The organism is Pseudoflavonifractor sp. An187 (genome assembly GCF_002160275.1).
GTDB lineage: Bacteria > Bacillota > Clostridia > Oscillospirales > Oscillospiraceae > Enterenecus > Enterenecus faecium.
Genome location: NZ_NFKG01000046.1, coordinates 1 through 12,322, shown reverse-complemented (window position 1 = coordinate 12,322; position 12,322 = coordinate 1). Strand labels below are relative to the sequence as shown.

The window sequence follows — 12,322 nt, the reverse complement described above, 5'->3', positions numbered from 1 at the left end:
GTCTGCTATGATATGCGTGTCAGGAAGAAGTGAATATGCTTTCATTGAACATCCTCCCTCTCTCTCTTTTCTCTTTCAAACAACACACAAAGCCGCCGGGGTCCACACCCCGGCGGCTTTGTGCGTTTTACTTTTCTGATGGGTTCAGCGCCTCGTCCAGGCGGGCCATACGCAGCGCCCGCAGCACGGCAAAGGCCAGCAGAGGAGCCAGCACGATGGCCACACCTCCGTTGAACAGGGAGGAGGGCACCTTGAGCACCGTGGCCACCCACGCCGCAGAGGCACTCATGCCCTCCAGCAGCATGGAGTTGTAGAAAAAGGTCTTGGCCAGATAGATGATGATATAGCTCACCGCCGCACACACGGTGGACACCGCCATGGCGGGATAGGTGGCCCTGCGGCGGAACACCGCCACAAACACCGCTCCGGCAATCACCCCGTACAGGCCCTTGGTGACAAAGGTGATGGGGGCCTCGGTGATGTAGAGCACATTGGTGCAGTCATACAGGGCCGAACCCAGGCCGGCTGCCAGTCCGCCCCACCAAGGCCCCAGCAGGATACCGCTGAGGGCGCACATGATGTTCCCCAGATGGAATCGGGAATAGCCCCCCACACTCAGAGGCAACACCACTTCAATCTTACTTCCGCAAAACACCAGCGCCACCAGCAGGGCGGTGATCACCAGCCGCAGCAGCTTTTTGTGTTCTTGACGCATAATCTTCCACTCCTCTCCCGCCGCCCACGTTGACGGCGGCTGTTATTGAGTGGTATTATACTCCCATCTGACATCATGAAAATGGCCAGTTTTTATCTTTTTTATCAGGTCAGTTTGGAGGTGCCTATGGAATATCCTATTCACATGCCCGTCTTTGCCCCGGGTCATCCCCTGTATTTGCAGCTGTACCAGCACCTGGCCCGGGAAATTCAACAGGGCCGCCCGGGACCTGGAAAGAAGCTGCCCTCCAAGCGGCGGCTGTGCGCCATGCTGGGGGTGAGCATGAGCACCGTGGAGGGGGCCTACTCCCTCCTTCTGGCGGAGGGGTACGTGAAGAGCCTGCCCCGCAGCGGCTATGTGGCCGCCCAGCTCCACGACGTGCCGGTGCAGTCTGTCCCCGACCTGCCCGCCCCTCCGGAGCCTCCCTCCCAGTGGCGGTATGACTGCTCCACCTCGGCGGTGGACACCTCGGTGTTTCCCTTCTCTTCCTGGGCCCGCATCAACAAGGATTCGGTGTACCAAAACCCCGGCCTGCTCCAGCCGGGGCACCCCCAGGGGGACGAACCGCTGCGGGTGGCCCTGGCGGGACTGCTGGCCCAATACCGTGGCGTACGCTGCTCCCCGGAACAGATCGTGGTGGGGGCGGGGACGGACTACCTGCTCTCCCTCCTCCTCCAGCTCTTTCCCCAGGGCAGCGCCGTGGCCCTGGAAGACCCCGGCTACCCCACTGCCTGGCAGGCGGTGGAGCGGCACGGACACCGCCCCATCTCCATCCCGGTGGATGCCTCGGGGATGTGTCCCAGGGAGCTAGAGCAGTCCGAGGCGGTGCTGGCCTATGTCACCCCCTCCCACCAGTTCCCCCTGGGGGTAACCATGCCCGTGGAGCGGCGCAGCCGCCTGCTGCGCTGGGCCGCCCAGGGAGAGGGGCGGTATGTGCTGGAGGACGACTACGACAGCGAGTTTCGCTATGCCTCCCGGCCCATTCCCGCCCTCCAGGGGCTGGACGCCGGGGGTCGGGTCATCTACCTGGGCACCTTCTCCCGGTCCATCGCCCCCGCCATCCGTGTGGCCTACCTCATCTTGCCCCCGGAGCTGCTGGCCCGATACCGCCAGGTGTTCCCCCAGAGCGCCTGCACCGTCTCCCGGTTTGAGCAGGAGACCCTGCGCCAGTTCCTGGTCCAGGGGCTGTACAGCCGCCATCTGCGCCGGTCCGGCAACCGCTACCGCCGCAAATGCTCCATCCTCACCCAGGCCTTGGGGCGCTTCCCCCACCTGTCCCTGTCCGGTGAGGGGGCAGGGCTGCACTTTCTCCTCACCGCCCCCCACCTCACCGAGGGAGAGATGGTCCAGCGGGCCGCCCGCAGCGGCATCCGGGTCTCCCCCCTCAGCCGCTACTGTCACCAGGTCCCCCCGCCTCCCTCCACCGTGGTGGTGGGCTATGCGGGGCTGCCCCTGGAACAGCTGGAGGCGTGCGCCAACTGGTTGGGTCAGGCCCTGGACCCGGTCACCCCTCTTCCCGAGGACGTACCTCCAGGCGAATGACCATCACGGTGCGGTCGTCCTCCTCGCCCTCCCGCTGTCCGCTCTCCTGGAGGATGCGGGCGGCCAGCTCCTGGGGTGAGGTGCCCTCATAGTCTGCCAACAGGCGGCGCAGCCAGCCGTCCTCCCGGGGGCTCACCACCCCGTCGCTGACCAGCACCACCCAGTCTCCCGCCCCCAGCTGTTGGGGAAAAGAATCCGCCTTCATGCCGGGGGCCACCCCGGCAGGCATGGACCGTCCCACCACCCGCTCCACCCCGCCGGGCTTGCGGAAATAGGTGGGTGCAGCTCCCAACTTATACACGGCGCTGCGGCCGGAAAACAGGTCCAGCTGAAAGAGGTCCACGGTGGTAAATCCCCCCTGGTCCTCCCCCCGCAGGGCCAGTGCCTCCCCCACGGTGGCCAGAGCGGCCTCCACCTCCAGCCCTGCCCGGAGGAATTTTTCCAGCAGTCCCAAGGCGCAGTTGCTGTCCTCTCGGGCGGCGGGGCCGCTGCCCATGCCGTCACAGAGCAGGAAGTTCAGCCGCCCGGCCTCGTCCTTAAACCAGGCCCCGCAGTCTCCGCTCACCGACTGGCCCTTGCGGTCCGCCGCCGCCAGACCCGCCACCGCCACCAGGGGCTCCTGCTGCACCAGCACCACCTGGCCCCTGGGAGTAGCGGTATCCTGGCGCAGGGGGCAGCCCAACAGGGTGGACAGCTTTGCCAGCTCGCCCCCCTGCACCAGCCGGTCCACCTCCGGGCCCTCCAGCTGGATGTGTACATGGCCGTTGGGGTCCTGGGTCACCGAGCACTTGCCCCGGATGCCCAGGGCCTTCATGCGCTGGGCCATGAGCCGCTGACGGCGGGCGTCCACCGGGGGATGCTGGTCCAGCCGCCCAGCCGCCCGGTCCAACACCTGGGCCAGCTGCCCATACTGGGCGCACACCGCCGCCCGGCTCTCCCGCACCCGGCTGTCATACCGCCGTCGGGCCAACAGACTGCGCAGCTCCCGGTTGGCCGCCCCTAAAAAGGCGTCAAATTGGGTGCACCGCCCGGAGAAATGGAGGGGGAAGTCCTCCCGTATCCCCTCCCCCCGCTCCAGCATGGGGGTCATGGCGTCGGAGAGGGCGGTGCGGGTAGCCTGGTACTCCTGCTGCCAGCACCGCTCCCGCTGGCGGCAGCGGACGCACACCTCTTCGGCTGCCCGGTCAAACACCCGGCTGGTGTCCTGGTCGTTGGGAACCACCGGAGTGAAGGCCTCCCGCAGGCCTCCGGTCACCGCCCGGAAGGCGGTGGCAGTGCGGCGCAGCTGCTGGGCAGCCAGCTCTCTCCCCAGCTGCCCCATGTCCTCCCCCTCTTCCCGGCGGAGGACTGCCCCCAGGCGGTTGACCAGCGCCTCCGGCTGGAGGAGGAACAGCACCGCGCCCAGCACAATCTCCAGGCCTACCGCCTGGAGGTTGTCCCCCGGCTCCATCCACACCAGGGACACTCCCCCGGTCAAGACATACACCAGGGCGCACACCAGCCGCCCTCGCTCCCAACAGGCCCCGGCCAGCAGGCCGGGCAGGGCGTAGAGGAGGGTGCCGTAGGGCAAGGTGCCCTGGGCGGCGTCCATGGCCACTCCCGCCACCACACCGGCGGCAGCGCCTACCCCAACGCCCCCCTTCCAGGCGGCGGTCATCACGGCCAGCACACACAGCACTCGGCCCAGGGACACCACCCCGCCCAGCATCACCCGGGCCAGTGTCATCATCACCGTGCCCCCCAGTACCAGCACCCCTGCCGTCTGGGCTGGGGTCCAGGGGCCGCTGTGGCTCTGGGTGCGCACCGTCATGGCCTGGCGGTAGCAGTACACCACCACCGCCGTGAGGGCCAGCTCGGCCAGATAGGAGGCGGCGGTGGCTCGGTCCCACCCTATCGGGGACTGGTAGACAAACCCCACCGCCCCATTGAGAAGGGCGGCCATCAGGGGCATAAACCAGCTTTTCCGGTAGAGGCGGAACTCCCCCATGGCCAGGGCCACGGCGTACACCATCATGGAGGCGGCTATGTACCGCAGTCCGCCCACAAACCCCAGAAAGCACAGGTAGCCCAGGGAGGCGCCCAGCAGGGCGCACACCCCCTCCCAGCCCGGCCCCCACACCGCCACCAGGGCCAGCGCGAAGAAGGCATGTCCCTCCAAAAATTCCGCCCCGGTGAGGGTAGCGGTGAGCAAAAACGCAATGGCGCACTCTCCCAGTCGTGCCTTCAGCGGCATTTCCCGCCGCCCCTTCGACCAAACCCGGCCCAGTGCTCCTTCTTTCCCCGTCATAGTGAATCCCTCGCATTCGTCCAGTTTGGGCCATTATAGCCCCCAATTGTCAAGAAGGAGGTCGTAACCTGTCTTGCCCGGTGGTGCAATCTGTGGTATGATGGGTGGCATTGATGAGCAAAGGAGAACGCTTTGTGAAAATAGGCAATGTTGAACTGAACACCAAAATCGTGCTGGCTCCCATGGCGGGGGTCACCGACGTGGCCTTCCGCACGGTGTGCCGGGAGCTGTCCGGCTGTTACACCGTCACCGAGATGGTCAGCGCCAAGGCCCTGTGCTATGGAGATAAAAAAACCGCCTCCCTCCTCACCCTGGGCGAGGGAGAGCACCCCTGCGGGGTACAAATTTTCGGCAGCGACGAGGCCGCCATGGAGAAGGGCGCTGCCCTGGCCCTGGAGCAGTCCGGGGCGGATATCATCGACATCAACATGGGCTGTCCCGTACCCAAAATCGCCGGGTCCGGGGATGGCTCCGCCCTCATGAAGGACCCGGAGAAGGCCGCCCGAGTGGCCGCCGCCGTGGTACGGGGGGCCGCAGGCAAGCCGGTCACCGTCAAGTTCCGCCTGGGCTGGGACAAGGGCTCCATCAACTGTGTGGAGTTTGCCCGGCGCATGGAGGATGTGGGGGTAGCCGCTGTGGCCGTCCATGGCCGCACCCGCACCCAGATGTACTCCGGCACCGCCAACTGGGACTATATCCGGGAGGTCAAACAGGCCGTGTCCATCCCAGTAGTGGCCAACGGGGACGTTTTTTCCGCCAAGGACGCCGTGCGGGCCCTGTCCTACACCGGGGCAGACATGGTGATGATCGGCCGGGGCTGCTTTGGAAACCCCTGGCTGCTGGAGCAGTGCGCCGCCGCCGTGGAGGGCCGGGAAGTGCCGGAGACGCCCCCCCTGGCCCAGCGCTGTGACGTGGCCGTGCGCCAATTTGAGCTGGCCATGGCCCACAAGGGAGAGCGCATCGCCTGTCTGGAGATGCGCCGCCACTACGCCTGGTACCTGAAAGGGGTGCCCTACGCCGGGTACTGGAAGGAGCAAATCTGCTCCATGTCCACGGCAGAGGATTTTTACAAGGTCACGGCAGGCATTCGCCGGGACCTGTGCTGATGGAGTAACAGATTTCCACGCAGGAGGTGAGGAATGTGGAAGAACAGGAGTGGATCGGCCAGGCCGCCCAGGGAGATACCCAGGCCTTCGCCCACCTGGTGGAACAATATGAGACGGTGGTCTACCACCAGGCCCTGCGCCTGGTGGGCAACCGGGAGGACGCCGCCGACGTGACCCAGGAGGTCTTTTGGAAGGCGTGGCGGGCCCTGCCCACCTTCCGCAGGGAGAGCAGCTTTTCCACCTGGCTCTACCGCCTCACCGACAACGCCTGTCTGGACCTGCTTCGCCGGGAGAAAAAGCGGCGGGGAGATGCCTCTCTGGACGATGAGGAGAGCCTCTCTCTGGCCCAACAGCTGCCCCACCCCGGCCCCTCCCCCCAGGAGCACCTGGAGCAGGGAGAGAGGATGACTGCTCTGGAGCAGGGGCTTCAGCAGCTGTCCCAAGAGCACCGCCGCATCCTGGTGCTGCGGGAGATCAATGGCCTCTCCTACCAGGAGATTGGGGCCATTCTGGGCCTGTCTGATGGAACCGTGAAGTCCCGGCTGGCCCGGGCCCGGCTGGCTCTGGCAAATTATTTGCGTCAAAGCGGGAACTTTTCCCCCTGAGATGCGTCTAACGAAACGAAGAGATAAAATTTGCCTACGAAAGGACGGTGAAGGGCATGGAACATGAGACCTATCTGGAGTGGATCAGCGCCGACTTGGACGGCGAGCTGACCCCTGCCCAACACGCCCAGCTGGAAGAGCATCGGAAGGTCTGCCCTTCCTGCGCCCAACTATATGGGGAGCTGTCCCAGCTCAGCGGGGACCTGCACCGCCTGACCGCGGATGTGCCCCCCCAGCTGCACCAGCAGATTCTGGGCGGTCTGCCCCGCCAGACCGCCCCGGTCCTTCGCTTCCCCCGAGCCGGAAAGGCCTGCGGCGCTCTAGCCGCTTGTCTGGCCCTGGTGGTGGCTCTGGGCTATTCCTCCTTCCACCAAAGCCAGGAGAATTCTTCTCCGGTGGCCGCCCGTTCCAATCCCGGGATCGCCCCCGCCGTCTTCTCCGTCCAGCCCCAGGAGTTTTCCGTCCCCGGCGGCGACACGGTGTTGCTCCTCTCCGCTCCCCTGTCTCAGGAAAGCCAGGAGTTGCTGGGCGACCTCCCCGTCACCACCCTGGAAGGGGGATATCTGTGCTGTGTGGTCGCCCCGGACACTGCCACAGCCCTGGCCTCCCATCTGGACCAGTCCGGCGTAGCCTACACCCAGGTGGATGCCGCCCAGCCTGACGGCAGCGGCAACATCGCCGTGGTCTGGCCCCAGGCCTGAGACGGAACCTTTCGTCATTCTCCCCAATTTTCCACCCATCGACAACCGAATTTTTACCACTCTCATACAGGTTTTGCCACCAGGCAAAGCCTGTATTTGTTCTTCTCCCCCAACGTGAGTAAACCGTTTCCCCTTTACTGTCTTCGCACTATTTTTCACAGTAGCGTTAAAAAGTTTTCGTCATTTTGTCAAATTACCATTGCATTTTATGGAACACCATTGTATAATTCATTCAAGCCCATTCCCCAGGGATGGCGCAAATGGCAAAGATTAAGGAGTGGAACAAACATGAGCTATTCTCCGCATGCAATTCGAAACATCTGTCTGTTGGGTCACGGTGGTAACGGAAAGACCACTCTGGTGGAGAGCTTCCTGCGTACGACCGGCGTCATCGACCGTCTGGGTAAGACCTCCGACGGCAACACCGTCAGCGACTACGATCCCGAGGAAATCAAGCGTCAGATCTCCATCTCCGCCTCTGTGATTCCTGTGGAATATAACGGTTGTAAGATCAACGTGCTGGACACCCCCGGTAACTTCGATTTTGCCGGTGAAGTGGTGGAGTGCCTGTCTGTGGCCGACGCCGGTATTCTGGTGTGCGCAGCCAAGGGTGGCCTGTCTGTGGGCACCGAGCGGGCCTGGAAGCTGCTCAATGAGCGGAAGATGCCCCGGTTGATCTACATCTCTAAGATGGACGAAGACAATGTGGATTTTAACTCTGCCTTCGATACCCTCCGCGAGCACTTCGGTAAGAACATCGCCCCCATGGTGGTCCCCATCTGGGACGAGAACAAGCGTGTCACCGGCATCGCCGATGTGCTCCACAAGAGAGCCTTCGAGCTCCACGACGGCAAGCGTGTGGAGATCGAGGTCCCCGAGGACAAGGTCCCCGTTATTGAGGAAATTTACGAAAAACTCATGGAGTCTGTCGCTGAGACCAGCGAGGAATTCATGGACAAATACTTCTCCGGCGAGCCCTTCACCTACGCCGAGGTGGTGCAGGGCCTGAAGGCCGGCGTCAAGGACGGCTCCATCGTCCCCGTGCTGTGCGGCTCCGCCTACACCGGCCTGGGCACTATGATGCTGCTGGACCTGATCATCGACCTGCTCCCCACTCCTCTGGAAGGTATTCCCGCCATGGGTACCGACCGTGAGGGCGAGCCCGCCGAGTTCATCGTCTCCCAGGGTGCTGTGCCCGCCGCCTACGTCTTTAAGACGGTGGCCGACCAGTACGGCAAGTTCTCCTTTGTCAAGGTGCTCTCCGACCACCTGTCCCCCGACATGACTCTGGTGAACACCAACACCGGCAACAACGAAAAGCTGGGCCGTCTGTATGTGATGAGCGGCAAGAAGAACACCGAGGTCAAGGAGCTCATGTGCGGCGACATCGGCGCCATTGGCAAGATGGACAAGGTGAAGACTGGCGACACCCTGTGTGACGCCCGTAAGTTTATGAAGCTGGACCCCCTGCCCTTCGCCGAACCCAACTACTCCAAGGCCATCGCCCCCAAGGTCCGTGGCCAGGAGGATAAGATCGCCGCAGGTCTGGCCCGCCTCAACGAGGAAGATCCCACCTTCCGGGTGGTGAACAACGCCGAGACCCACCAGATGGTGGTGACCACCGCCGGCGACATCCAGATGGACGTGCTGGTGAGCAAGCTCAAGAGCCGCTTCGGCGTGGAAGTGGAGCTCAGCGAGCCCCGTGTGGCCTATCGCGAGAAGATTCGCAAGAGCGTGTCCAAGCAGGGCCGCCATAAGAAGCAGACCGGTGGTTCCGGCCAGTTCGGTGACGTGTGGATTCGCTTCGAGCCCGGTCCCAACGAAGAGCTGGAATTCTGCGAAGAGGTGTTCGGCGGCTCCGTGCCCAAGAACTTCTTCCCCGCCGTAGAAAAGGGTCTGCGGGAAGCCTGCCTCCACGGCGTACTGGCTGGTTACCCCGTGGTGAATCTGAAAGCCACTCTGTACGACGGAAGCTACCACCCGGTGGACTCCTCCGAAATCGCCTTCAAGACCGCCGCTCAGCTGGCCTACAAGGCCGCTCTGCCCGAGGCCTCCCCCGTGCTCATGGAGCCTGTGGGTGAGCTGAAGGTCACCGTGCCCGACAATTACATGGGCGATGTCATCGGCGATTTGAACAAGCGCCGTGGCCGCGTCATGGGTATGGACCCCACCGACGACGGCAGCCAGGTGATCACCGCTGAGGTGCCCATGGCCGAGATGATGACCTACGCCATCGACCTGCGGGCCATGACCCAGTCCCGTGGCTCCTTTGTGTTCCACTTCGTCCGCTATGAGGACTGCCCGCCCGCCGCCCAGGAGAAGGCCATTGCCGCTGCCAAGGCCATGGCGGAAGAATAAACTGAAATTAACATCCATCCTCTTGTGCCATGCCGTGTTCCTCTCACGGCATGGCACAAATTTTTCTCCGCTCTTCCCTGGTCTCGCCTTTCCTTTACACGACTTTTTCTTGCATATTGTCCAGGGATGTGGTATATTTGGTGACAATACCCAAGCACATAAGAAAGAGAATAAATGGAGGAGTGATGATTCCGTGTTGGGTGATGACAGTATAGTTCTGCTAATCGTATTGATTTGTATGGTGGTGATGAGTGCGTATTTCTCCGCCACCGAAACGGCTTTTACCTCCCTCAACCGCATCCGGCTGAAAAGTCGGGCGGACAACGGAGATGCCCGGGCCGCCCGTGTGCTGGCTCTGGCCGACCAATACGATCAGCTCCTGTCCACCATCCTGATTGGCAATAACATTGTCAACAATGTGGCCACGACCCTGTCCGCCGTGCTCTTTATCGACCTGCTGGGCAAGACCAGCGGCCCCGCCGTATCCACGGTGGTACTCACCATTGTGATTTTGATTTTCGGCGAGGTCTCCCCCAAGAGTCTGGCCAAAGAGTCCCCTGAGAGTTTCGCCCTGTTCTCCGCCCCCATCCTGCGGTTTTTCATGGTGATTCTCACCCCTGCCACCTTCTTCTTCTCCCTGTGGAAGAAGCTGCTGTCCAAAGTCTTCCACACCAAGGAGGATGTGGGCATTACCAACGAGGAACTGGTGACCATGGTCACCGAGGCGGAGGACCAGGGCGGTCTGGACGCCGAGGAGAGCCAGCTCATCTGTTCCGCCATTCGCTTTGACGATCTGGAGGCCTCGGACATTCTTACCCCCCGGGTGGATATCGTGGCCCTGGAGGACACCGCCACCATGGAGGAGGCCACCGCCCTGTTTGCCCAGGAGGGGTACTCCCGGATGCCGGTGTACCATGAGTCCCTGGACAACGTGGTGGGCGTCATCCACCAGAAGGACCTGTTTGCCGCCCGCTACCACGGGCGCACCCAGCTGGCCCCCCTCATTCACCCGGTGCTCCATGTGACCACCGGCACCAAAATTGACGACCTGATGCGCCAGTTCCAGCGCACCAAGACCCACATGGCCATTGTGGTGGACGAGTACGGCGGCACCGAGGGCCTGCTCACCATGGAGGACGTGGTGGAGGAACTGGTGGGCGACATCTGGGACGAGCACGACGAGGTGGTGGAGCAGTTCCGCCCCCAGCCGGACGGCGGCTACCTCATTGCCTGCTCGGCCAACCTGGACGACATGTACGACCTGTTCTCGGTGACTGGCTCCTGTGACGCCGCCACCGTCTCCGGCTGGGTGCTGGAGCAGATGGGCCGCATTCCCGACGTGGGCGACCACTTCGTGTGGCAGGACCTGGACGTCACCGTCACCAGTGTGGAACACCACCGGGTGCTGGAGATTCTGGTGAAGAAACTCCCCAAAGAAACCGAAGAAGAAGCATAAAAAAGAACGGGCTACCAAGCCCGTTCTTCAGACTGTCGAAAAACTTCCAAAACATCCCCGCATCTGGTAAAATGGTATCAGATGTGGGGGTGTGCTTTATGGAGCAATGGAGAAAAGATTCACGAAAAGAGGCCGTGGTGACAGATTTGGAAGCATTGGTGCCCCAAGATCACTTGCTTCGGAAAGTGGAAAAGGTCATGGACTATGAGTGGTTGTATGAGAAACTGGATCCATACTATTGCCATGACAACGGGAGACCAGGTATAGACCCCGTCGTGTTAATTAAAATGGCTCTGATTCAGCATTTGTTTGGAATTGCATCGTTGCGCCAGACATACCGGGACATTATCGTAAATCTGGCCTATCGTTGGTTTTTGGGCTATGGATTATTGGAGGAGATCCCCCACTTTTCAACAGTGAGTTATGCCTTTTGCCATAGGTTTCCTGAAGACTTGACCATGGAAATTTTCGAGCACATTCTGAACAAAGCACTGAATAACCGCATGGTAGCCCCCCGAACCGTGTTTATTGACGGGACACACATTAAGGCCAGTGCGAACAAGAAGAAGTATCAAAAAGAACAGGTGGCCAAAGCTGCCAAGGTATATGCTGAGCAGCTTCGGGAGGAAGTAAATGCCGAACGTGAGAAGTTGGGGAAAAAGCCTATCAACGACGATGACGATCACGATGATGAGGGCACCTCTGGTGGAGGGATGGTTGAAAAGACAGTTTCCACAACCGACCCCGATGCGGGAATGTTCATCAAAGGAGAGCATGAACGGCAGTTTGCATACGAAGCACACACAGCTTGTGATAGGCGAGGGTTTATTCTTGGAGTAGAAGTAACCGCAGGAAATATTCATGACAGCGTAGCTTGGGATGCACTTTACGATGAAATAACAGCTAAATTTGAACATGCGAAGTATGTGGCAATGGACGCAGCATATAAAACCCCTTGGATTGCAAAGAAGATTCTGGAGGATGGGAGAATCCCCATCATGCCCTATACCAGGTATAAAGGAGATAAAGAACGGTACAAGCCTTGGGAGTATGAGTATGATCCTGTAACTGACAGTTTCATTTGCCCTCAAGGTGGTGTGCTGCGACACACCACCACGGACAAGGAAGGAAAACGTACTTACCGTACGACTCCGTCCAAGTGCAAATCTTGCCCATGTAAATTTAAATGCGGAGCCAATGAAAAGGGGCAAAAGGCAATGACCACACATATCTGGCAGGAGTATCTGGATATTGTGGAGGCCATCCGCAAAACCGAAAAGGGCAAGAAAATCTATGCCCAACGAAAAGAAACCATTGAGCGTGTGTTTGCTGATGCAAAGGAGAAGCACGCTATGCGTTATACGCACCACAGAGGTCTAGCCGCCGTTACCAGGTGGGTTAGGCTTAAATATGCTGCCATGAATTTGAAAAAGCTAGCAAAATGGAGTTGGGAGAACTCCATTTTGCGCATCATATTTGCTATTGTTCCCCAAAATACGACTAGAACCCCTGTTTTCGCTTCATGAAAACAGGGGTTTTTGGACAGTCTGAA

At 61.1% G+C, this 12,322-nt stretch carries 9 protein-coding genes; 7 read left to right on the top strand and 2 right to left on the bottom strand.

The genetic code is table 11. The annotated features are described in order from the left end of the window. Nucleotides 1-127 precede the first annotated feature (127 nt). A complete protein-coding gene (locus B5F22_RS11475) occupies nucleotides 128-715 on the bottom strand; it encodes an ECF transporter S component (RefSeq protein WP_087392655.1) in 588 nt (195 codons plus the stop codon). 126 nt (nucleotides 716-841) lie between these two features. Here B5F22_RS11475 and B5F22_RS11470 point away from each other — a divergent pair, with 126 nt between their 5' ends. After that, complete coding sequence (locus B5F22_RS11470) at nucleotides 842-2,257, top strand: PLP-dependent aminotransferase family protein (protein ID WP_158096696.1); 1,416 nt, start codon at nucleotides 842-844, stop codon at nucleotides 2,255-2,257. Here B5F22_RS11470 and B5F22_RS12365 read toward each other — a convergent pair. Next, on the bottom strand, nucleotides 2,220-4,490 hold the full coding sequence (locus B5F22_RS12365; RefSeq protein ID WP_087392653.1) for a SpoIIE family protein phosphatase: 2,271 nt from the start codon (nucleotides 4,488-4,490) through the stop codon (nucleotides 2,220-2,222). The genes B5F22_RS11470 and B5F22_RS12365 overlap by 38 nt on opposite strands. Nucleotides 4,491-4,678: 188 nt before the next feature. Here B5F22_RS12365 and dusB point away from each other — a divergent pair, with 188 nt between their 5' ends. The 6 genes from dusB to B5F22_RS11435 all read left to right on the top strand — a co-directional run bounded on the left by dusB (nucleotide 4,679) and on the right by B5F22_RS11435 (nucleotide 12,296). Next, on the top strand, nucleotides 4,679-5,650 hold the full coding sequence (gene dusB / locus B5F22_RS11460) for a tRNA dihydrouridine synthase DusB (RefSeq protein WP_275532488.1): 972 nt from the start codon (nucleotides 4,679-4,681) through the stop codon (nucleotides 5,648-5,650). 35 nt (nucleotides 5,651-5,685) lie between these two features. Then, nucleotides 5,686-6,255 (top strand): sigma-70 family RNA polymerase sigma factor, encoded by a 570-nt coding sequence (locus B5F22_RS11455; protein WP_242955125.1) that lies wholly within the window; start codon nucleotides 5,686-5,688, stop codon nucleotides 6,253-6,255. A 56-nt stretch (nucleotides 6,256-6,311) separates the two neighbouring features. After that, entirely contained in the window at nucleotides 6,312-6,956 is a 645-nt protein-coding gene (locus tag B5F22_RS11450; RefSeq protein ID WP_087392650.1) for a zf-HC2 domain-containing protein, read from the top strand. A gap of 288 nt (nucleotides 6,957-7,244) precedes the next feature. Continuing rightward, complete coding sequence (locus B5F22_RS11445; protein WP_087370049.1) at nucleotides 7,245-9,314, top strand: elongation factor G; 2,070 nt, start codon at nucleotides 7,245-7,247, stop codon at nucleotides 9,312-9,314. Between the two features lie 193 nt (nucleotides 9,315-9,507). Further along, nucleotides 9,508-10,770, top strand: a complete 1,263-nt coding sequence (locus tag B5F22_RS11440; protein WP_343223955.1) for a hemolysin family protein — start codon at nucleotides 9,508-9,510, stop codon at nucleotides 10,768-10,770. A gap of 98 nt (nucleotides 10,771-10,868) precedes the next feature. Then, nucleotides 10,869-12,296, top strand: coding sequence for an IS1182 family transposase (locus tag B5F22_RS11435; protein WP_242955123.1), 1,428 nt, complete (start codon nucleotides 10,869-10,871; stop codon nucleotides 12,294-12,296). The last annotated feature ends 26 nt before the right edge of the window (nucleotides 12,297-12,322 follow it).